This window comes from Streptomyces sp. RLB3-17 (genome assembly GCF_007113425.2).
GTDB lineage: Bacteria > Actinomycetota > Actinomycetes > Streptomycetales > Streptomycetaceae > Streptomyces > Streptomyces mirabilis_D.
In genome coordinates this window covers 2335024-2355997 of the sequence record NZ_CP041610.2, presented here as the reverse complement: position 1 = coordinate 2355997, position 20974 = coordinate 2335024, and the positions used below count along the sequence as shown (strand labels likewise).

22 protein-coding genes, 1 pseudogene and 2 riboswitches are annotated in these 20974 nt (G+C 70.7%); of the genes and pseudogenes, 11 read left to right on the top strand and 12 right to left on the bottom strand.

What is annotated here, in order from left to right; all coding sequences use genetic code 11:
* Window positions 1–42 precede the first annotated feature (42 nt).
* Entirely contained in the window at window positions 43–1203 is a 1161-nt protein-coding gene (locus FNV62_RS11070) for an 8-amino-7-oxononanoate synthase (RefSeq protein ID WP_097283749.1), read from the top strand.
* Here FNV62_RS11070 and FNV62_RS11065 read toward each other — a convergent pair.
* Window positions 1160–1384 (bottom strand): DUF397 domain-containing protein, encoded by a 225-nt coding sequence (locus FNV62_RS11065; protein WP_075025332.1) that lies wholly within the window; start codon window positions 1382–1384, stop codon window positions 1160–1162. The genes FNV62_RS11070 and FNV62_RS11065 overlap by 44 nt on opposite strands.
* 13 nt (window positions 1385–1397) lie before the next feature.
* Window positions 1398–2255 carry a helix-turn-helix domain-containing protein gene (locus FNV62_RS11060; RefSeq protein ID WP_097283748.1) on the bottom strand — a complete coding sequence of 286 codons (858 nt, stop codon included), beginning with the start codon at window positions 2253–2255 and terminating at the stop codon, window positions 1398–1400.
* 212 nt (window positions 2256–2467) lie between these two features.
* Here FNV62_RS11060 and FNV62_RS11055 point away from each other — a divergent pair, with 212 nt between their 5' ends.
* A complete protein-coding gene (locus FNV62_RS11055; RefSeq protein ID WP_054228985.1) occupies window positions 2468–2926 on the top strand; it encodes an ATP-binding protein in 459 nt (152 codons plus the stop codon).
* 341 nt (window positions 2927–3267) lie between these two features.
* Here the strand turns inward: FNV62_RS11055 and FNV62_RS11050 are convergent, their stop codons facing one another.
* The 4 genes from FNV62_RS11050 to FNV62_RS11035 all read right to left on the bottom strand — a co-directional run bounded on the left by FNV62_RS11050 (window position 3268) and on the right by FNV62_RS11035 (window position 5856).
* Window positions 3268–3789, bottom strand: a complete 522-nt coding sequence (locus FNV62_RS11050; RefSeq protein WP_097283747.1) for a DUF6328 family protein — start codon at window positions 3787–3789, stop codon at window positions 3268–3270.
* A gap of 87 nt (window positions 3790–3876) precedes the next feature.
* On the bottom strand, window positions 3877–4350 hold the full coding sequence (locus tag FNV62_RS11045; protein WP_054228982.1) for a C40 family peptidase: 474 nt from the start codon (window positions 4348–4350) through the stop codon (window positions 3877–3879).
* A 3-nt stretch (window positions 4351–4353) separates the two neighbouring features.
* A riboswitch (cyclic di-AMP (ydaO/yuaA leader) is annotated at window positions 4354–4539 on the bottom strand.
* Window positions 4540–4886: 347 nt separating this feature from the next.
* On the bottom strand, window positions 4887–5192 hold the full coding sequence (locus tag FNV62_RS11040) for a hypothetical protein (RefSeq protein ID WP_054228981.1): 306 nt from the start codon (window positions 5190–5192) through the stop codon (window positions 4887–4889).
* Between the two features lie 7 nt (window positions 5193–5199).
* Window positions 5200–5856 carry an ATP-dependent Clp protease proteolytic subunit gene (locus FNV62_RS11035; protein WP_097283746.1) on the bottom strand — a complete coding sequence of 219 codons (657 nt, stop codon included), beginning with the start codon at window positions 5854–5856 and terminating at the stop codon, window positions 5200–5202.
* 202 nt (window positions 5857–6058) lie between these two features.
* Between FNV62_RS11035 and FNV62_RS11030 the strand changes: the two genes are divergently transcribed.
* The 8 genes from FNV62_RS11030 to FNV62_RS10995 all read left to right on the top strand — a co-directional run bounded on the left by FNV62_RS11030 (window position 6059) and on the right by FNV62_RS10995 (window position 12943).
* Window positions 6059–6337 (top strand): type II toxin-antitoxin system Phd/YefM family antitoxin, encoded by a 279-nt coding sequence (locus tag FNV62_RS11030; protein ID WP_060902456.1) that lies wholly within the window; start codon window positions 6059–6061, stop codon window positions 6335–6337.
* Between the two features lie 269 nt (window positions 6338–6606).
* Window positions 6607–6909, top strand: coding sequence for an urease subunit gamma (locus FNV62_RS11025; protein WP_054229180.1), 303 nt, complete (start codon window positions 6607–6609; stop codon window positions 6907–6909).
* Window positions 6910–6926: 17 nt separating this feature from the next.
* A complete protein-coding gene (locus FNV62_RS11020) occupies window positions 6927–7238 on the top strand; it encodes an urease subunit beta (protein WP_097283745.1) in 312 nt (103 codons plus the stop codon).
* Window positions 7231–8952: an urease subunit alpha gene (locus FNV62_RS11015; RefSeq protein ID WP_054228978.1), complete on the top strand. Its 1722-nt coding sequence runs from the start codon at window positions 7231–7233 to the stop codon at window positions 8950–8952. The genes FNV62_RS11020 and FNV62_RS11015 overlap by 8 nt, the downstream gene beginning before the upstream one ends.
* Window positions 8952–9626, top strand: coding sequence for an urease accessory protein UreF (locus tag FNV62_RS11010; RefSeq protein ID WP_143612783.1), 675 nt, complete (start codon window positions 8952–8954; stop codon window positions 9624–9626). The genes FNV62_RS11015 and FNV62_RS11010 overlap by 1 nt, the downstream gene beginning before the upstream one ends.
* 135 nt (window positions 9627–9761) lie before the next feature.
* Entirely contained in the window at window positions 9762–10445 is a 684-nt protein-coding gene (gene ureG / locus FNV62_RS11005) for an urease accessory protein UreG (protein WP_054228976.1), read from the top strand.
* Window positions 10442–11203: an urease accessory protein UreD gene (locus tag FNV62_RS11000; protein ID WP_054229179.1), complete on the top strand. Its 762-nt coding sequence runs from the start codon at window positions 10442–10444 to the stop codon at window positions 11201–11203. The genes ureG and FNV62_RS11000 overlap by 4 nt, the downstream gene beginning before the upstream one ends.
* Before the next feature lie 141 nt (window positions 11204–11344).
* Complete coding sequence (locus FNV62_RS10995; protein ID WP_054228975.1) at window positions 11345–12943, top strand: alpha/beta hydrolase; 1599 nt, start codon at window positions 11345–11347, stop codon at window positions 12941–12943.
* Between the two features lie 61 nt (window positions 12944–13004).
* Here the strand turns inward: FNV62_RS10995 and FNV62_RS10990 are convergent, their stop codons facing one another.
* Together FNV62_RS10990 and FNV62_RS10985 are read right to left on the bottom strand one after the other, a co-directional pair.
* Window positions 13005–13730: a lysophospholipid acyltransferase family protein gene (locus FNV62_RS10990; protein WP_054228974.1), complete on the bottom strand. Its 726-nt coding sequence runs from the start codon at window positions 13728–13730 to the stop codon at window positions 13005–13007.
* Between the two features lie 110 nt (window positions 13731–13840).
* Window positions 13841–14359: a CGNR zinc finger domain-containing protein gene (locus tag FNV62_RS10985; protein ID WP_054228973.1), complete on the bottom strand. Its 519-nt coding sequence runs from the start codon at window positions 14357–14359 to the stop codon at window positions 13841–13843.
* A 26-nt stretch (window positions 14360–14385) separates the two neighbouring features.
* Between FNV62_RS10985 and FNV62_RS10980 the strand changes: the two genes are divergently transcribed.
* Window positions 14386–14907: a GNAT family N-acetyltransferase gene (locus tag FNV62_RS10980; RefSeq protein WP_143607505.1), complete on the top strand. Its 522-nt coding sequence runs from the start codon at window positions 14386–14388 to the stop codon at window positions 14905–14907.
* Window positions 14908–15004: 97 nt separating this feature from the next.
* Here the strand turns inward: FNV62_RS10980 and metE are convergent, their stop codons facing one another.
* From metE to aceA, 4 genes and pseudogenes are all read right to left on the bottom strand, one after another.
* Window positions 15005–17323 carry a 5-methyltetrahydropteroyltriglutamate--homocysteine S-methyltransferase gene (gene metE / locus FNV62_RS10975; protein WP_144315152.1) on the bottom strand — a complete coding sequence of 773 codons (2319 nt, stop codon included), beginning with the start codon at window positions 17321–17323 and terminating at the stop codon, window positions 15005–15007.
* Window positions 17324–17487: 164 nt separating this feature from the next.
* Window positions 17488–17711: riboswitch (cobalamin riboswitch) on the bottom strand.
* Window positions 17712–17808: 97 nt separating this feature from the next.
* Window positions 17809–18699, bottom strand: coding sequence for a 3-hydroxybutyryl-CoA dehydrogenase (locus FNV62_RS10970; RefSeq protein WP_143651999.1), 891 nt, complete (start codon window positions 18697–18699; stop codon window positions 17809–17811).
* Window positions 18621–19205, bottom strand: a pseudogene (locus FNV62_RS10965) (malate synthase A); the annotation flags it as partial. The pseudogene FNV62_RS10965 and the gene FNV62_RS10970, both read right to left, overlap by 79 nt.
* Before the next feature lie 114 nt (window positions 19206–19319).
* Window positions 19320–20603 carry an isocitrate lyase gene (gene aceA, locus FNV62_RS10960; protein ID WP_097283739.1) on the bottom strand — a complete coding sequence of 428 codons (1284 nt, stop codon included), beginning with the start codon at window positions 20601–20603 and terminating at the stop codon, window positions 19320–19322.
* Window positions 20604–20974 lie beyond the last annotated feature (371 nt).

Below are 20974 nucleotides of genomic sequence, written 5' to 3'. Positions count from 1 at the left end.
ATGACCCCCTCACGACCACTCCCAGGGCCCGGAGGCACCAGCATGGCCGGATCGCCGTTCGCGTGGATCGACGAGCAGGCGCACCAGCGCCTACAGGCCGGACTCGTCCGCACCCTGCGCCCCCGCGCCGCCGACTCACCCCTTCTCGATCTGGCGAGCAACGACTACCTCGGGCTGGCCCACCACCCCGAGATCACGGCGGCCGCCGCCCAGGCCGCGCGCCGCTGGGGCGCCGGTGCGACCGGCTCGCGGCTCGTCTCCGGCACGACCGAACTTCATGGGGAGCTCGAACGCGAGCTCGCGGACTTCTGCGGCTTCGAGTCCGCGCTCGTCTTCTCCTCCGGCTACGCGGCCAATCTCGCCGCCGTGACCACGCTCGCGCCGCACGGCTCGCTGGTCGTCTCGGACGCGGGCAACCACGCCTCCCTCATCGACGGCTGCCGGCTCGCCCGGGGCGCGACCCAGGTCGTGGCGCACGCCGACCCCGACGCCGTGCGCAAGGCGCTGGGCACGCACGAGGGTCCCGCCGTCGCCGTGTCCGACACGGTCTTCTCGGTGGACGGCGACGCGGCCCCGCTGGCCGAACTCGCCACCGCCTGCCGCGAGCACGGCGCGGCGCTGCTCGTCGACGACGCGCACGGGCTGGGCGTCCTGGGCGACGGCGGCCGGGGCGCCCCGCAGGCCGCGGGGCTCGCGGGCGCCCCGGACGTGGTCGTGACCGCCACGCTCTCCAAGTCGTTCGGCAGCCAGGGCGGAGCCGTCCTCGGCCCCGCCCCGGTCATCGACCACCTGGTCAACGCGGCGCGCACCTTCATCTTCGACACGGGTCTCGCGCCCGCGGCGGCGGGCGCGGCTCTCGCGGCGCTCAGGCTGTTGCGCCGTGAGCCGGAGCGCGCCGCCCGGGCGCGTGAGGTGGCGACGGCGCTGCACACCCGGCTGACCGCCGAGGGCCTGGAAGCCGTACGACCTGACGCCGCCGTGGTCTCCGTGCGCGCGCCGTCCCCCGAACAGGCCGTGCGATGGGCCGCCGACTGCCGTGCGGCGGGACTCGCCGTCGGCTGTTTCCGCCCGCCGTCCGTGCCGGACGGCATCTCACGGCTGCGGCTGACCGCCCGCGCGGACCTCACCGACGCGCAGATCGAGCACGCCGTCGGCGTGATCAGTTCAGTCCGGCGACAAAGCCCTCCCAACTGGCGGGAGTGAAGAGCAGGGCGGGGCCCGCCTTGTTCTTGGAATCGCGCACGGCGACCAGTCCGGCCCAGGGCCCTGGGCCGGGTCGGGCCGTCTCGACGCAGTTGTTCATACCCGTACTGCGGCTGCTGCGCAGCCATCGCACGTCGCGGAGTGAAGTACTGGAAGGTATGTACCGAGGCAGTGCGGTCATGGGGGGTGCCTCCTTACGCGCCGTCACCTATCCCGGCGATGTAGTCCAACGAGTCCTCGGGCGAAAGGGCGTGGAACTGAAGGGCGTTGAAGGCCTCGGTGTAGGCCTGAAGGTCTTCTTTCCGTTCGAGATAGAGGCTACTCGTCAAGTGGTCGAGAACAACCACATCCAGATCAGTTGTGTTCGGAAATGAGAAGATAACGAAAGGCCCGGTGACGCCGATATGGGCTCCCGCGGCGAACGGCAGGACCTGAAGCCGCACTTGAGGCAGGGCGGCGGCCTCCCGCAGACGCTCCAGTTGCCGGGCCATCACCTTCGGGCCGCCGACCTCGCGTCTTAACACGGCCTCGTCCAGGACCGCGGTCAGTTCCAGCGGCGGATTCGAACGCAGGACGTCCTGCCGGGCGAGGCGCACCTCGACGAGCGCGTCGAGCTTGCCGTCCTCCAGGCCGCCGACGGCGACCCGAGTCACCTCCCGTGCGTACTCGGGTGTCTGGAGCAGTCCGGGTACCACCGAGGTCTCCAGCGTGCGCATGCCGCTGGCCTGGGACTCCAGACTGATGAAGTCGCGGTACGTGGGGGGCAGAACCCCGCGGTAGGCGTGCCACCAGTGATGGCGACCGTTGCCCTCGGAGCCCGCGAGGCCGACCAGGAGCTCCCGTAACTCGGGCTCCGTGACGGCGTAGGCGTCCAACAGGCGCTCCACGTCGGCCGGTTTCACCCCACTGATACCGGTCTCGATCCGGCTCACCTTCGACTGGTGCCAGCCGACGAGACGGGCCGCCTCACCACTGGTGAGACCCGCATCGGCGCGCAGCGCGCGCAGTTCGGCACCGAGCTTGCGGCGGCGCACCGCGGGACCGTGCTGCATGGCCGTACTCCTTACTCCTTCCGAGCCGCCCAAATACGCTCCGCCGTCGCAGAGTTCACCGCATCGAGCGACAGATATATGCATATCTCGGTGGATCGCACCCGTGACCGGCCCGGTGATGGCAGTCTGGCGCGAAGCACCAGTCCGGGACCGTACTCGAACCATCCGCTCCGTGTCGGACTCCGGTCCCGTGGGAAAGGGACGACGTCGCCATGGCAGATCACCAGGAAGCATCCGTCACTCTGCCGAGCGATCCCGCCTCGGTCTCCGCGGCCCGGAATTTCGTCGCCGATGTGTTGGCCGAATGGGGCCTGCCGTGCGACGCCGAAGTCGCGGACACCGTACGCCTGATCGTGTCAGAACTAGCCACCAACGCCGTCCAACACACTTTCGGACAGTCGCCCACCTTCACGGTGGACGTCCGCCTCGACCGAGACGAACACCTGCGGATCGGCGTCACCGACAGCCATCCGCGCTTTCCCAAACGTCTGCCCGCCGCCGTCCAGCAGGACAACGGGCGCGGCATGGTGATCATCCGCTGGCTGACCGCCGAATGCGGCGGCAGACTCGTCGTCCGGCCCACCCGCGAGGGCGGCAAAACGGTCGCCATCGAGCTGCCCTGGACGGTGCCGGCCCAGCCGGTGACGGCCGGCGGCCCACAAGAGCCTTGAGGAGTGGCTCAGTTGTCGTGTCCGCCCCGTCCGGCGCCTCGCGGCGGGGCCCGGAAGGCCTCGGCCGTCGGCGCCGACCGGCCCCCGGTCCGACGGACGACGGAGATCGTACGGCGCGGATCTCCCGGTCACAGTGACCGCGCCCCCACCGGAGCCGCCGCCGTCCAGCCCACCCTCTCCGGCACGACCGCGCCGTCCGGCCGGTCGGCCGGCGTCAGCCGGGACGAACCGCTCGCCGCGGCAGGGGTCCGTCACCCACGTGGTCGACCCGAAGGCGCCGATCTCCTTCCTCAGCCGGCTGCCGCGGTTCGTGCCCGCGGGGAGTCGGACGGTGAGCGTGCTCACGGTTCTCGGTCCGGTGCTTCTTTCGGAGCCGTCGCTCCGCTGACGACGGCACGGTGCACCAGGCCGGGCAGGAGGCCCCACAGCGCCACACAGACGAGCAGGGTGCCCGCGCCCGAGGCGATCCCGGCGGCGCGTCCCAGCGCCACGTCCACGACGAGCAGCACCGATCCCGTCAGCGCCAGCATGAGCACGCCCATCCCGACCGTGGCAAGGACGGAGGAGACCCGCACGATGGTCGGCTTCGCGCCCTGCCGGAAGAGCGACCTGTGCAGCGCGGCCGGCGCCGTGAAGAGCGCGGCGGCCAGCACGGCCAGCAGGAGGGTGGTGACGTACGTGGCGCGCTGCACCGTGTCGAGGGACGGGAAGCGCGGGGTGAACGCCAGCGTCAGCAGGAACGCGAAGAGGATCTGCACACCGGTCTGCGTGACGCGCAGCTCCTGGAGCAGTTCGCCGAAGTTGCGATCGGCGCGCTCGAGGGGCGTCTCGTTCCGCTCCTCGGAGGAAGGTCGCTCAGCCATGCTGAACGATTAACCGGTTCGTCCGCTTTTCACGCCCGGGGGTGGAACCCCGAGGGGGTGCCGTCCGGCGGCACCCCCTCGGGCAGGTCAGCTGACCCGGCCGTACCAGACGCTCTTCGTCCAGATCTTCTGCAACTTCACGACCTCCCCTGTCTTCGGGGAGTGCCAGATCTTTCCCTTCCCGGCGTAGATGCCGACGTGGTACACGTTCCGGCCCGAGTGGAAGAACACCAGGTCTCCGGCCTTGCGGTGGGACGCGGAGATGTGGTGCGTCTTGTTGTACTGCGCCGCGGCCGTACGAGGCAGCGTCTTGCCCGCCTTCTTGTACGAGTAGAGCGTGAGCCCGGAGCAGTCGAAGCGGCGTGGCCCGGCGGCGCCGTACTGGTACGGGGAGCCCTTCTTGGAAGCCGCGACCTGAAGTGCCTTCGTCGCCAACGTGGCCGCTTCGGCGTCGGATGCGACGCCTGGAACCACGAGGCTGCCGCCCACGGCGGCGAGGGTGAGCGCCGAGGCCGTACCGGCCCGGGTCCACAGCGACGGGACACGATTGAGCGCAGTCATGCGCAACCCTTCGTCAGCCGCCTGTGAAGGATGACCTGTCGGATTCGGGCTGGCGAAGTAGCCCGGCCGCTTGCGCGGCTTCACCCCAAGGACCGCCCGGATCTCTCCGGCGACCCGTCTTGCTGGGTCCTCCACTCCTGCCGATGCACTTCTGTCGACCGGTCATCCGGGCAGCGGCAGGACTCGGCGTCCGCCCGGACCGCCCCGCCGCTGTGGCGGGGGCTTGTCGTCGGAAGGGATCTTCACGCATAGCGGTCGGAAAATCCGAGCGGAACCGGCGATTTGTGGGGTTACTCACCACTCACCCGTTCGGGTGGACCACCCTCTGTTCGGGCGATGTTGGGGACGCCGACGACGCGCCCACCAGCACCGGAGCGTCTCATTCCGCCTCTGGGCTACGCGCGTTGTGCAACTTTTTCGGTTCCCCGAAGGGGCCTGCGACTACTCCATCAGGGGGTACGCCATCTGGTCCGTTTGAACCCCGGGCCGGACGCCCCGCCGACTCGGCGCGCACGGCGACCCGGGGTGCGGATGTGTCAATTGTCGGCGTCGGGGGGCAGGGTGACGCGGGCCGCCCGCCGCTCACCGTCGAGGACGCGCAGGGCCTGCGCCAACGTCGGCGCGTGCACCTCGCTCTCGCCGCGCTGGTGCATCAGCGCGAGGGCGTCCCGCAGCTCGGTGGCCTTGGCGACCAGCGCCTGGGCGGCACGCAGACCACGGTAGGTGTCTCCGGGCCTGGCCGGGTTGATACGGCCCAACAGGTCGACCACGTCGAGGTAACGGTCGATCAGCTCGGCCTCGGCTCGTGTCAGTGCGGGCAGCGGGGGCAGTTCGGGCACCATCGGCGGATCACCTCGCGTCGGGTGTGGCGTTCCTCGCACCGGGCGCGGTGCGCGAGGTCTTGCGGCTGGGGATGATCCCGTCCACCAGTCCGTACGCCAACGCGGCCTGAGCGTCCAGGATCTTGTCCCGCTCGATGTCGGCGGCGACCTGTTCAGGACTCTGCCCCGTGTGCCGTACGAGCATGTCCTCCAGCAGCCTCCGAGTGCGCATCAACTCCTCGGCCTGGAGGGCCAGATCGCTCGCCTGTCCCTGTACCGGCTCGGGAAGTGACGGCTGGTGGATCAGCACCCGGGCCCCCGGCAGCGCGAACCGCTTGCCCGGCGCGCCGCCGGCCAGCAGCACGGCGGCGGCCGACGCGGCCTGCCCCAGGCAGGTGGTCTCCACGTCGCAGCTGACGAACTGCATCGTGTCGTAGATCGCCGTCATCGCACTGAACGAGCCGCCGGGGGAGTTGATGTACAGCGCGATGTCCTGGTCCGGCGCCAGGTATTCGAGGTGCATGAACTGCGCCATCACGTCGTTCGCCGAGGTGTCGTCGATCGGCGTCCCGAGGAACACGATCCGCTCGTCGAGCAGCTTCGAGTACGGATCCAGGGTCCGGTGCCCCGTGCTCGTCCGCTCGGTGAACTCGGGCAGGACATGACGGGCGGACGGTTCATTCATGGCACGCGCCTCCTGTGAAGGGTTCTGTAAAAAATGTACAGGACGTACAGAGCGGCGGAAGGGTGCTCGGCTGACAGCGAAAATCCCCGTGCGCCGCCGGTGGAGAGGGTCGCCTGATCGTGGGAACGGAACGATTTCGGTGGAGCTGAACGAGATCGTCCGCTCTGTGGGGGTGCCGGGGGCCCGGTCTAAGCTGGTGGGCATGGCCTACGAGATTCCGGTGACGCAAGCCAGGGCTGAGCTCGCCGATCTGATCAACCGGGTGGTGTACGGGGGCGAGCGCGTCGTTGTGACACGGCACGGCAAGCCCCTCGTCGCCCTGGTCTCCGCCGCCGACCTGGAGCGGCTCGAGGAACTCCCGGAGTCCGCCGACGAGCAGGTGGTCAGCTCCCTCTCCAGCGTCCGCGAGGTCGCGTCCGCCCCGCGTGAGCGCCAGCGCTTCGGCATCGCGGCGGAGCACCGGGGGCACGGCGCCTCGTAGGGTCCCTTCGGTGGCGACGGCGACGGTGACGGCCGCGTCGAAGGCGGGCGGCCATCGCGCCGTATACGGTCCGACCCATGGCCTCGTCCAGGGCGGCGGCCTCGACGACGGCCCGGGGGCCGCCACGTCGGTCATGCGTGGATCACAGCCCGGTTAACGTCCTCGAAACGACGGCCAACTAGCGTGCCCATCCACGCCACCAGGGGTTTTGGTGGCTGCGGCCACCGGACCCCGCACGGTCCGGAGCGAGGACTGTGAGGTGGGACGCCGTGCAACTGACCCCGCACGAGCAAGAGAGGCTGCTGATCCATGTGGCCGCCGACGTGGCCGAGAAGCGACGGGCCCGCGGGCTCAAACTGAACCACCCCGAGGCGGTCGCCCTCATCACGTCGCACATCCTCGAAGGCGCGCGCGACGGCCGTACGGTCGCCGAGCTGATGTCCTCCGGACGCAAGATCCTCACCCGGGACGACGTCATGGAGGGCATCCCCGAGATGATCCACGACGTTCAGGTCGAGGCGACCTTCCCGGACGGCACCAAGCTCGTCACCGTCCACGACCCGATCGTCTGACGGGGGGAGCGAGAGCCATGATTCCCGGAGAGATCCTGTTCGCCGACGGACCCGTCGTCTTCAACGAGGGCCGCGAGGTCACCCGGCTGACCGTTCTCAACGCCGCCGACCGGCCCGTCCAGGTCGGCTCCCACTACCACTTCGCCGAGGCCAATCCCGGTCTGGACTTCGACCGCGCCGCGGCGCGCGGCAAGCGGCTCAACGTCGCCGCCGGCACCGCCGTGCGCTTCGAGCCCGGGATCCCCGTCGACGTCGAACTCGTTCCGCTCACCGGCGCCCGTGTCGTGCCCGGCCTGCGCGGGGAGACCGGAGGTGCCCTCGATGCCTGAGCTCTCGCGCGCCGCGTACGCCGACCTGTTCGGCCCCACCACCGGCGACCGCATCCGACTCGCCGACACCGACCTGCTGATCGAGATCGAGGAGGACCGTTCCGGCGGCCCCGGGCTCGCCGGTGACGAGGCCGTCTTCGGCGGCGGCAAGGTCATCCGCGAATCCATGGGCCAGTCGCGCGCCACGCGCGCGGAAGGCACTCCGGACACGGTCATCACGGGTGTCGTGATCGTCGACCACTGGGGGATCGTCAAGGCCGACGTCGGCATCCGCGACGGCCGGATCACCGGCATCGGCAAGGCCGGTAACCCGGACACCATGGACGGGGTCCACCCCGACCTCGTCATCGGCCCCGAGACCGAGATCATCGCGGGCAACGGACGGATCGTCACCGCGGGTGCCATCGACGCGCACGTCCACCTGATCTGTCCGCAGATCGCCGACGAGGCGCTCGCCTCCGGCATCACCACGCTGGTCGGCGGCGGCACCGGTCCCGCCGAGGGTTCGAAGGCGACGACGGTCACTCCCGGCCCCTGGCACCTCGCCCGGATGCTGGAGGCGATGGAGCAGTACCCGCTCAACTTCGGTCTGCTCGGCAAGGGCAACACCGTCTCGCGCGACGCGATGCTGTCGCAGATCCGGGGCGGGGCGCTCGGTCTCAAGCTGCACGAGGACTGGGGCTCCACGCCCGCCGTCATCGACGCCGCGCTGACCGTCGCCGACCGCACCGGTATCCAGGTCGCCATCCACACGGACACCCTGAACGAGGCCGGGTTCGTCGGCGACACGCTCGCCGCGATCGCCGGCCGCGGCATCCACGCCTACCACACCGAGGGTGCGGGCGGCGGGCACGCGCCGGACATCATGACCGTGGTCTCCGAGCCGCACATACTGCCCAGCTCCACCAACCCGACCCGGCCGTACACCGTCAACACCGCCGAGGAACACCTCGACATGCTGATGGTCTGCCACCACCTCAACGCGGCCGTCCCGGAGGACCTGGCCTTCGCCGAGTCCCGCATCCGGCCCTCCACCATCGGGGCCGAGGACATCCTGCACGACCTGGGCGCCATCTCGATCATCTCGTCCGACGCGCAGGCGATGGGCCGGGTCGGCGAGGTCATCATGCGGACCTGGCAGACGGCCCACGTGATGAAGCGGCGGCGCGGCGCCCTCCCCGGTGACGGGCGCGCGGACAACCACCGCGTACGTCGCTATGTCGCCAAGTACACGATCAACCCGGCGCTCGCGCAGGGCCTCGCCCGCGAGATCGGCTCCGTCGAGACCGGCAAGCTGGCCGACCTCGTGCTGTGGGAGCCCGCGTTCTTCGGGGTCAAGCCGCAGCTCGTCATCAAGGGCGGGCAGATCGCGTACGCGCAGATGGGCGACGCCAACGCGTCCATCCCGACACCGCAGCCGATCCTGCCCCGGCCGATGTTCGGGGCGATCGGACGGGCACCCGCCTCGAACTCGTTCAACTTCGTGGCGCCGCTCGCCATCGAGGACGGACTGCCGGAGCGGCTCTCGCTGGGGAAGCGGTTCGTGGCGATCGAGTCGACGCGTGGGGTGACCAAGGCCGACATGCGGGAGAACGACGCCCGGCCGCGGGTACGGGTCGATCCCGACAGCTTCGCCGTGCACATCGACGGGGAGCTGGTCGAGGCCACCCCGGCCTCCGAACTGCCCATGGCCCAGCGTTACTTCCTCTTCTGATGTCCCGCGCGGCACTACTCGTTCTGGCCGACGGCCGCTTCCCCGCCGGAGGGCACGCCCACTCCGGCGGGGCCGAGGCGGCGGTCAAGGCCGGGCGGATCAGCGGGGCGGCGAGCCTGGAGGACTTCTGCCGGGGGCGCCTCAACACGGCGGGGCTGGTATCGGCCGCCCTGGCCGCGGCGGCCGCGCTCGGGGTCGATCCGGCGCTGCTGGACTCTGCCGCGGACGCGCGCACGCCCTCGCCGGCTCTGCGGGTCGCCGCGAGGCGGCTCGGACGGCAGCTGATGCGGGCGGCTCGGGCGACCTGGCCGTCCCGGGAACTGGACGCGCTGGCACGGGCCTTTCCCAAGGGAGCGCATCAGCCGGTCGTACTGGGGCTGACGGCGCGGGCCGCCGGGCTCGGACCCGAGGACGCCGCGTACTGCTCCGCGTACGAGAGCGTCAGTGGTCCGGCGACCGCGACCGTGCGGTTGCTGAGCCTTGATCCGTTCGATGCCACCGGGGTGCTGGCCCGGCTCGCGCCGGAGCTGGACGTCGTGGCGCGTGCGGCGGCCGACGCGGCGCGGAACGTGGTCGACGGTGGGGTCGACGCGTTGCCCTCGGCGTCGGCGCCGTTGCTGGAGATCAGTGCGCAGGCGCATGCCGCTTGGGCTGTACGGCTCTTCGCGTCGTAGGTGGATCGCCCCCCGTTCCCGTCCCCTGGGGGCTCCGCCCCCAGACCCCCGATCGGCCTGAACGGCCTCGTCCTCAAACGCCGGACGGGCTGGTTGGTGCCGGCCCGGGCTGAACAACACTTTGGAGCCGCCATCATGCATCTCGACCACGATCACTCCCACGACGGGGCCTTGGCCGTCAGCGCCGACGCCCGACGGCCCGACGGCGCGCGGCGCGCTCTGCGCATCGGGCTCGGCGGCCCCGTCGGGTCCGGGAAGACGGCGACCGTCGCCGCGCTCTGCCGGGCGCTGCGGGACGAGCTGTCGCTCGCGGTCGTCACGAACGACATCTACACCCGGGAGGACGCCGAGTTCCTGCTGCGGGAGGCCGTGCTCCCCCCGGAGCGGATCACCGCCGTGGAGACGGGGGCGTGCCCGCACACCGCGATCCGGGACGACATCTCCGCGAACCTCGAAGCGGTGGAGGACCTGGAGGACGAGGTGGGCCCCTTGGACCTCATCCTCGTCGAGTCCGGGGGCGACAACCTCACCGCGACGTTCTCCAAGGGACTCGTGGACGCGCAGGTCTTCGTCATCGACGTGGCGGGCGGGGACGACATTCCGCGCAAGGGCGGGCCCGGTGTCACCACCGCCGACCTGCTCGTCGTCAACAAGACCGACCTCGCGCCGTACGTGGGGTCCGACCTGGGGCGGATGGCCGCCGACGCCAAGGCGCAGCGCGATGAGCTGCCCGTCGTCTTCCAGTCGCTGCGGACCGAGGCCGGGGTGACGGCCGTCGCCGACTGGGTGCGGGAACGGCTGGCCGCGTGGACGGCATGACCACAGCGGGAGTGCGGGCCACCGCACGGATCGGGGCACGGGCCGACGGGCGCGGCGGTACCGCGCTGCCCGTGCTGGAGGGAGAGGGGCCGCTCGCCCTGCGGCGCACCCGGGCGAGCGGGGACGAGGCACGCGTCATGCTCGTCGGGGCGATGAGCGGGCCGCTCGGCGGTGACCGACTCGCCGTGGAGGCGGAGGTGGGGGAGGGGGCCCGGCTGCACGTCGGATCGGCCGCCGCGACCATCGCCCTGCCGGGACAGGCCAAGGGCGAGGCCCGTTACGACGTGCGGCTCGACGTGTCCGGCGGGGGTGAACTGCGCTGGCTGCCCGAGCAGTTGATCTCCGCCCAGGGGAGCGACCTGTACGTGTCCTCGCGCGTCGAGCTCCGGTCGGGCGCTCGCCTCGTCTTCCGGGAGGAGCAGGTACTCGGGCGCGTCGGCGAGCAACCCGGACGGCTCACCAGTCGTCTTACCGTACGGCTCGACGGACGGCCGCTGCTGGACCAGGAGCTGTCGTGCGGCCCCGGGGCACCCGGCGGCTGGGACGGTCCCGCGGGGCTCGGCGGGCATCGGGCGCTGGGTCAACTCGTCGTCGTACGACCGGAGTTCGAGAGCGAGCCGCCGCAGGCGCGGCTGTTGGAGGAGTACGCGGCCGTCATGCCGCTCGCCGGCCCCGCGGCCTTGGTGAGCGCCCTGGCGCCGGACGCGCTGCGACTGCGGCGGGTACTGGACGAGGCATTGCGCGCACTCGACCGATAAGTCGACAAGTACTCTCCGCTCAACGGGACTTGGTACTCCGGTTATCGGAATGGTAAAGAAGGCCGGTCACCCCTGTTCTCAGGGACCTCACAGCAGAAAGGATCCCCGTACCAATCGCAACGATGTACGGGGAGGTCCCACTTGAGGGCTAAGAGACCGACGAGACGCCTGACCGCGTTCGCTTCGGCCGGAGCACTCGTCACGGCGACCCTGATAGCCGGAGCCGTCGCGGCGCCGTCGGCCACCGCCGACTCGCGTCACGGTCAGGACCGCGAGGCCCGCGGCGCGGCGATCGCCGCCGCCCGGGCCGCGAAGGCCGGGATCAACTGGCAGGACTGCCCTGCGGACTGGGGCTTCGAGAAGCCGATCCAGTGCGGCTGGGTCTCCGTCCCGCTCGACTACGCCCACCCCTACGGCAAGCAGATCAAGCTCGCCGTCGACCGCATCGGGAACACCGGGACCAAGGCGGAGCGCCAGGGCGCGCTCGTCTACAACCCGGGTGGCCCCGGCGGTTCGGGCATGCGCTTCCCGCGCCGCGTCACCACCAAGAACCCCCTGTGGGTGAACACCTCGAAGGCGTACGACTTCGTGGGCTTCGACCCGCGCGGTGTCGGCCACTCCGCCCCGATCTCCTGCATCGACCCTCAGGAGTTCGTGAAGGCGCCCAAGGCCGACCCGGTCCCGGACTCCGAGGCCGACAAGCGCGTCCAGCGCAAGCTCGCCGCCGCGTACGCGGACGGCTGCGCCAAGCGCAGCGGCAAGGCGATGCTGGCGCAGATGACCACGCCCAACACCGCCCGCGACCTGGATGTCATCAGGGCCGGACTCGGTGAGAAGAAGCTCAACTACCTGGGCGTCTCCTACGGCACCTACCTCGGCGCCGTCTACGGCACCCTGTTCCCGGGCCACGTCCGTCGCATGGTCGTCGACAGTGTCGTCAACCCGGCGAAGGAGAACATCTGGTACCAGGCCAACCTGGAGCAGGACATCGCCTTCGAAGGCCGCTGGAAGGACTGGGAGGACTGGGTCGCCAAGAACGACACCGCCTTCCACCTCGGCGACACCCGCGCCAAGGTCCAGGACCAGTGGCTGAAGCTGCGGGCCACCGCGAAGAAGAGCCCGCTCGGTGGCGTCGTCGGCCCCGCCGAACTGATCTCCTTCTTCCAGAGCGCCCCGTACTACGACTCGTCGTGGGTGCCGGTCGCCACGGCGTTCAGCAAGTACGTCGCCGGTGACACCCAGGCACTCGTCGACGCCGCCGCCCCCGACATGTCCGACACCGCGGGCAACATCGCCTCGGAGAACGGCAACGCCGTCTACACGGCCGTCGAGTGCACCGACGCCAAGTGGCCCACCAGCTGGTCGAAGTGGGACAAGGACAACACGAAGCTCCACAAGAGCTACCCGTTCATGACGTGGGCCAACGCGTGGATGAACCTGCCCTGCGCGACCTGGCCGGTCAAGCAGCAGACCCCGGTGAACGTCAAGACCGGCAAGGGCCTGCCCGCCGTCCTGATCGTGCAGTCCACGCGTGACGCCGCCACTCCGTACCCCGGCGCCGTCGAACTGCACAAGCGCTTCAAGGGCTCCCGCCTGATCACCGAGAACGGTGCGGGCTCGCACGGTGTGACCGGCCTGGTCAACCCGTGCATCAACACCCGGGTGGACTCCTACTTGCTCACGGGCAAGACGGACGCGGCCGATGTGACGTGCACCCCGCACGCCACGCCGACCCCGTAACACCCCACGCACAGAGGGGCGGCCGGATCCCCGGCCGCCCCTTTTGCCTGTCGCGCGTCTGTCAACTCAACGGTATCCGGGGGAACTTGCGGGCCTGGGCCGAGACCTCGGCCGCCTCCTCCGCCTTGACGACGGCCGCGTACCGGTCGACGTACTCCTGCTCGGAGAGGGTGAGGATGGCGTACATGATCTCGTCGGTGACGGCGCGCAGGATGGCCTTCTCGTTCTCCATCCCGGCGTAGCGGGAGAAGTCGAGGGGCTTCCCGAAGCGGATCACCACGGGGTGGAGGCTCGGGATCTTCTGGCCCGGCGGCTGCGCCTCGAAGGTGCCGATCATGGCACAGGGGATGACCGGAACCCCGGCCTTCAGCGCCATGACCGCGACGCCGACCTTGCCCTTGTAGAGGCGCCCGTCGTGCGAACGCGTCCCCTCCGGGTAGATGCCGAGCAGTTCGTCCCTGCGCAGCACGCCCAGTCCCTCGCGGATCGCGGCCTGGCCCGCGTCCTTGCCGGAGCGGTCCACCGGGATCTGCCCGGCGCTGCGGAAGAAGGCGGCCGTCAGCCGTCCCTTGATACCGGGCCCCGTGAAGTACTCGGCCTTCGCCAGGAAGGTGATCCGCCGCTTCAGGATCGCGGGCATCAGGAAGTGGTCCGAGAACGAGAGATGGTTGCCGGCCACGATGGCGGGACCCGACGCCGGTATGTGCTCAAGGCCCTCGATCCGAGGCCGGAACACCAGCCTCAACAGTGGACCCAGAAGCACGTATTTGAGCACGTAGTAAAACACGGTGTCTCTCCAACTCTACCGAATAGGCTCTGGGGCCGCGTTCTTCCGGACTTCATCCCTGAGGATGCTCTACTGGCCACGTGGGGGATAGGGGCGGCTCCTGACGCTCGTCAAACGCCGCGTGCCCGGTGGCGGCGTACCGCGTCGCGGTTGGCGCAGCGTGCGGAGCAGTACCGCCGACGTCCGGTGCGGGAGGTGTCGGCGAAGATCGTGGTGCACTCGCTCACGGCGCAGCGTCGGAGGCGGTGCATGCCCCGTCCGGTCAGGTGCAGTGCGGTGCCCACGGCGATGAGTGAGAACAGTACGGAGCCGAGTGTCTGCCGGTCGTCGCGGAAGTGCAGATGCCAGCCGCTGCCGGCGTGGTTGGTCATCCGGGGGTGGGCGGCGGCCGCCGCCAGCATCCGGTTGACCAGCTCGGCGCGCTCGTGTTCGTCGGTGGCATCGACGACCTTCTCCCACGCCTCCAGCGCGTCCTGGGCGCGGTCGAGGTCCTGGGGAGTGGCCGGGCTCTCCAGTACCAGCCCGGCGGCGCGGCAGCGGTCCGCGAGCTCCTCGGCGCCGGCCGGGCGTCGGTTGGCCAGATCGGCGGCCAGGTTCACGGCATCCTCGCCGTAAGGGTTGAGGTGCATAAGACCATTACATCAGTCTGGTCGGCATGGGACAACGCAAAGGAAACGGGCCGGCCGTGCGGCAGGCGGTGGAGTACGACCTGGTGGAGCTCGTACGTCTGCGGGCCCTGCTGTTCGAGAACCTCGGCGGTCACTTCTTCAGCCCCGCGTCGGCGGACGACGACTGGCTGGACGCCCTGGCCGTGGTGCTGAAGGAACAGCTGACCGCGGATGCCGTGCGCATCCTCGTGGTGGACGGTGACGGTGACCGGGACGGTGACAGCGACGGCGACCGTGGCCTGGCCGCCTGTGGGATCGCCACCATCGAGCAGCGGTTGCCCGGCCCGCATCTGCGCAACGGCCGGATCGGGCATGTGATCGGCGTGGTCACCGACCCGTCGTACCGGCGCCGCGGTCACAGCCGCTCGATCATGCGGAGCCTGCTCGACTGGTTCGAGGAACGTGAGGTCGCCCGAGTGGACCTGTACGCCTCCGCCGAGGGCGAACCGCTGTACCGCGAACTCGGCTTCACCAACCACCCCGACCCCGCGTTGTACTGGCGCCCGTGAGTCACCGGCCTCCGTGCGGGCGCGGGGCTTGTGGTGCGGTGGGTCGCCGGCGGGCCGGGAAAGTGGTGGGCGTGCTCTCCCGGCCCGCCGTACGGGCTCAGGACGCGGACAGCTCCGTGCGGACCGTCCGGGCCGCGGTGACCAGGTTCTCCAGCGAGGCCCGGGTCTCGGGCCAGGCGCGGGTCTTCAGGCCGCAGTCGGGGTTGACCCACAGTCGTTCCGCGGGGATGGCCTCAAGTCCCCTGCGCAGCAGAGACGCCGCCTCGTCAGCGCCGGGTACGCGTGGGGAGTGGATGTCGTACACGCCGGGTCCGGCCTCGCGCGGGTAGCCGTGTCCGGCGAGTTCGCGGGCGACCTGCATGTGGGAGCGGGCGGCCTCCAGGCTGATGACGTCGGCGTCGAGGTCGTCGATGGCCTGGACGATGTCGCCGAACTCGGCGTAGCACATGTGGGTGTGGATCTGGGTGTCCGGGCGTACGCCCGCGGTGGTGAGGCGGAACGCCTCGGTGGCCCACGCCAGATACTCCGGATGGTCGCAGGCGCGCAGGGGCAGGGTCTCGCGCAGCGCGGGTTCGTCCACCTGGATGACCGAAGTCCCGGCAGCCTCGAGGTCGTTCACCTCGTCGCGCAGGGCGAGGGCGACCTGTCGGGCGGTGTCGGCGAGGGGCTGGTCGTCACGGACGAAGGACCAGGCGAGCATGGTGACCGGGCCGGTGAGCATGCCCTTGACCGGCTTGGTGGTGAGGGACTGGGCGTACGTCGTCCAGCGCACCGTCATCGCTTCCGGGCGGGAGATGTCGCCGGCCAGGATCGGCGGGCGTACGTAGCGGGTGCCGTAGGACTGGACCCAGCCGTGCTGCGTGGCGAGGTACCCGGTGAGCTGTTCGGCGAAGTACTGGACCATGTCGTTGCGTTCGGCCTCGCCGTGCACGAGGACGTCGAGGCCGGTCTTCTCCTGGAAGGAGATCACCTCGCCGATCTCGGCCCTGATGCGGTCCTCGTATCCGGCGCTGTCGATCCGTCCCGCGCGCAGGTCCGCCCGCGCGGTGCGCAGTTCGGTGGTCTGCGGGAAGGAGCCGATGGTGGTGGTCGGCAGCAGGGGCAGCCGCAGGTGGGCGCGCTGGGCGGCGGCCCGCTCGCGGTAGGGCTGGGAGCGGCGGCCGTCGGTGGCCGTGACGGCCGCGGTGCGGGCGCGTACCGCGGGGTCGTGGGTGAGCGCCGAGCCGGCGCGCGAGGCCAGGTCGGCCCGGTTGGCGGCGAGTTCGGCCGCGATGGTGTCGGTGCCGCCCCCGAGGCCCTTGGCGAGGGTGACGATCTCGGCGGTCTTCTGGCGGGCGAAGGCGAGCCAGCGCAGGATCTGCGGCTCGATGTCCCGCTCGGCGGTGGCGTCGAGCGGGACGTGCAGCAGCGAGCAGGAGGCGGCCACGTCGACCCGGTCGGCCAGTCCGAGCAGGGTGCCGAGGGTGGCGAGGGACTTCTCCAGGTCGTTGACCCAGATGTTGCGCCCGTTGACGACACCGGCGACCAGACGCTTGCCGGGCAGTCCGCCCACGGCGGCGAGCGCGTCCAGGTTGGCGGCGGCGGCCTCGGTGAAGTCGAGCGCCAGGCCCTCCACCGGAGCCTTGGCGAGCACGGGCAGCGCGTCACCGAGCCGGTCGAAGTACGAGGCGACCAACAGCTTCGGGCGGTCGGTGAGCCCGCCCAGGTCGCGGTAGGCGCGTGCGGCGGCGTTCAGCTCGGCGGGCGTACGGTCCTGGACCAGGGCCGGCTCGTCGAGCTGCACCCACTCGGCGCCGGCCGTGCGGAGGTCGGTGAGGACTTGGGCGTACACGGGCAGCAGCCGGTCGAGGAGCGTCAGCGGATCGAAGTCCGCGGCCACACCCGGCGCGGGCTTGGCGAGCAGGAGATAGGTGACGGGGCCCACGAGGACGGGGCGCGCGGTGAGGCCGAGGGCGAGGGCTTGGCCCAACGCGGCGACCTGCTGGGTGGAATCGGCCGTGAAGGCGGTGTCGGGACCCAACTCGGGCACCAGATAGTGGTAGTTGGTGTCGAACCACTTCGTCATCTCCAGCGGCGCCGCGTCCTGGGTGCCGCGCGCCATCGCGAAGTAGCCGTCCAACGCGTCGGCCTCGACGGCGGCGCGGTGGCGTTCGGGGATCGCGCCGACCATGACGCTGGTGTCCAGGACGTGGTCGTAGTACGAGAAGTCGCCGGTGGGTACCTCGTGGATGCCGGCCTCGGCCAGCTGCCCCCAGTTGGTCCGGCGCAGTTCGGTGGCGGTGGCCCGGAGGGCGTCGGCGTCGACGCGGCCCTTCCAGTAGCCCTCGATCGCCTTCTTCAGCTCCCGGCCCTGTCCCTGGCGGGGGTAGCCGTACACGGTGGCCCGTGCCGCCGCGGCTGCGGACTTCGCTGTCACGGAAATCTCCTTCGCGAGATATCTCCCTGGGATCCCGGGACGGGACGAGGGCGCGAAGGGGTGACGAACCGGACGGGAACGACCCCCACGCGGCTCAGCGCGGTCGTCCGCCCGATAGATACGCCGACCCGCCCACGAGGTCACCGGGATGTCCGCGCACGAGGGGTCGCGCGCGGGCAACGGGCAGGTCTTCGGACTCGCGGGCACATCCTTCGGACGGAGGACACCTAGTGGCCGTCGCTTCCCAGGTCCTGTTCACCGGACCCAGTGCGTATGACGGCGGTCGTTCCCACTCACCGCTGCGGGGCAGTCCCGGATTCCCACCGGGTTCCCTCTTGCGACGCATCCCGCCTGGCGGACGGGGCGAACCAGTTGCACAGGCCAGCCTATGGGGCACTCACCCGGCGCGGCGGATCACGTCCGGCATTCGGACGGTGAGCCGGGACACACGGTCCGGGCTCCTCGGCCCGGTCGCGCCGGGATGCTCACTCCTGGCCGTACACGTGGAACCCGCGGCCGGTCTTGCGGCCCAGCAGCCCCGCCTCCACCATCCGCTGGAGCAGCGGGGGCGGCGCGTAGAGGGGTTCCTTGAACTCGTCGTACAGGGACTCCGCGATCGAGGCGACGGTGTCGAGGCCGATCAGGTCGGCCAGTTTCAGCGGGCCCATGGGGTGGGCGCAGCCCAGTTCCATACCCGTGTCGACGTCGGCGGCGGAGGCGAAGCCGGACTCCGTCATGCGGACGGCCGACAGCAGGTAGGGGATGAGCAGGGCGTTGACGACGAAGCCGGCGCGGTCCTGGGAGCGGATGACGGTCTTGCCCAGGGTCCGGGTGGCGAAGTCCTCGACGGCGCCGACCGTTTCGGGGGCTGTGTGCAGGGAGGTCACGACCTCCACCAGCGGCAGCACGGGCACGGGGTTGAAGAAGTGCAGGCCGAGGACGCGGTCGGCGCGGCGGGTCGCCCTGCCGAGGCGCATGACGGGCAGGGAGGAGGTGTTGCTCGCCAGGACCGCGTCCGGGGACTCGACGATCTTGTCCAGCGCGGTGAAGATCTCCGTCTTGGCGTCGACGTTCTCCACGACGGCCTCGACGACGAGCTGCCGGTCGGCCAGGTCTTCGAGGCTGCCGGAGAAGACCAACCGGTCGAGCGCGTCCCGTGCCGCGGCTCGCGCCAGCTTGCCGCGCTCCACCGCGCGGTCCAACGAGGCCGCCACCCGGTCGCGTGCGGCGCGGGCGGCGACCGCGTCCACCTCGCACACGACGGTGTCCAGCCCGGCCCGCGCGCACACTTCGGCGAGAAGTACAGGCCGAAGTCGACGAGGGAGGCGGGCACGGGTCGGCCGTCGAACTCCAGGTGCTCCTCCGTCAGGTGCCAGCCGCGCGGGCGCACCATGATGGTGGCGAGCCGTTCGCCCAGCCGGTACTCCTTGCCCTCCTCGGCGGTGAAGTCGATCCGGCGGTCGATGGCATCGAGCAGGTTGAGCTGACCGCCGATGACGTTGTCCCAGGTGGGTGAGGTGGCGTCCTCGAAGTCCGCCATCCACACCCGGGCTCCGGAGTTGAGCGCGTCGACGGTCGTACGGCGGTCGGGCGGCCCGGTGATCTCCACGCGGCGGTCGGTCAGTCCGGGAGCCGGCGCGGCCACCCGCCAGGTGAGGTCGGCACGGACGGCGGCGGTGGCGAGGGGGACGTCGAGCGGGGCTCCGGCCGCGAGCCGTATGGCCTGCCGCCTGCGTTCCTTCAGGAGTTCCTGGCGACGTCCGACGAAGGCGTCGGCGAGACGGCCGAGGAAGTCCAGGGCGGCGGGGGTGAGGATCTCGTGGTGCCGGTCGCCCGGTGCCGCGAGGACGCGGACGGGGCGGGTCGGTGCGCTGGTGGACATCAGGATCTCCTGATCGGGGGGAGGGGGGAGGGGGAGCGGAACGGGAGCCGGACGGGACGGTCGCCCGGCTTCCGCCCGGTCATGGGAGGGTGCGCGCGGGCGACCTTGCGGGGCCTAGTGGAACTGCTCCTCCTCCGTGGAGCCGGCCAGGGCGGTCGTGGAGGAGGCCGGGTTGACGGCCGTGGAGACCAGGTCGAAGTAGCCGGTGCCGACCTCGCGTTGGTGCCTGACGGCGGTGAAGCCGTGCTTCTGCGCGGCGAACTCCCGTTCCTGGAGGTCGACATAGGCGGTCATACCGTGCTCGGCGTAGCCACGGGCCAGGTCGAACATGCCGTGGTTGAGGGAGTGGAACCCGGCCAGCGTGATGAACTGGAAGCGGTATCCCATCGCACCCAGCTCCCGCTGGAACTTGGCGATCCGGTCGTCGTCCAGAGCGGCCTTCCAGTTGAAGGACGGCGAGCAGTTGTAGGCGAGCATCTGGTCCGGATACCGGGCGTGGACGGCCTCGGCGAACTCGCGGGCCTGTGCCAGGTCGGGGGTGCCGGTCTCGACCCAGATCAGGTCGGCGTACGGGGCGTAGGCGAGACCACGGGCGATGACCGGCGCCATCCCGCCCCGCACACGGTAGAAGCCTTCCGCCGTGCGCTCGCCGGTGACGAACTCGGCGTCGCGCTCGTCCACATCGCTGGTGAGCAGCGTGGCGGCCAGCGCGTCGGTGCGCGCGATGACGAGTGTCGGCACGTCGGCGATGTCGGCCGCGAGCCGGGCCGCGTTGAGGGTGCGGATGTGCTGGGAGGTGGGCACGAGGACCTTGCCGCCGAGGTGGCCGCACTTCTTCTCCGAGGCCAGTTGGTCCTCGTAGTGGATGCCCGCCGCGCCGGCCGCGATCATCGCCTTGGTCAGCTCGAATGCGTTGAGCGGGCCGCCGAATCCGGCCTCCGCGTCGGCGACGATCGGGGCCAGCCAGTCGGTGGTGTCCGCGCCGCCCTCCGCGGTGGCGATCTGGTCGGCGCGCAGCAGCGCGTTGTTGATGCGCCGGACGACCTGGGGAACGGAGTTGACGGGGTAGAGACTCTGGTCGGGGTAGGTGTGCCCGGCCTGGTTGGCGTCGGCGGCGACCTGCCAGCCGGACAGATAGATGGCCTGGAGCCCGGCCCTGACCTGCTGCACGGCCTGGCCGCCGGTCAGGGCGCCGAGCGCGTGGACGTAGTCCCGCTCGTGCAGCTGCCGCCACAGACGCTCCGCGCCGCGCCGGGCCAGGGTGTGCTCCTCACGGACGCTGCCGGACAGCCGTACGACGTCCTGCGCGCTGTACGTGCGCTCGATGCCCTGCCAGCGGGAATCGGTGGCCCAGCGCCGCGTGAGCTCCTCGGCCGTAGTCGTCTTGGGCTCTGTCATGGCCTTCACCGTCTCCCTCGATGGTCCGGTCTGCCAATCCCCGACGTCACTGAGCGAGGGAGTGGCACTGCGTGTCTAATTCGGAAGTGCGGCTCGCCGCCCGTCGCTGAGCGGAGCCGAGCAATGCTGTCGTGCGGACGGCACCGATGCCGGGATCTCCGACGTCAGGGCATGAATCGCGCCCGGTTCTGGGTGCCGACCGCTGAAGGTCCGGCGGGCCGCACTGGAACTCTGGCACTGGCACTGAGTGCCAACAACCGTGGACGTATGCCAACTTCTGTGAATCTTCGAGAGCGCTTTTGCCAAGTTTGCGAAGGGCGCGATGGGCGGATCTCGCTTACGCTGACGGCCGTCCGGAGCAACGGAGGAGC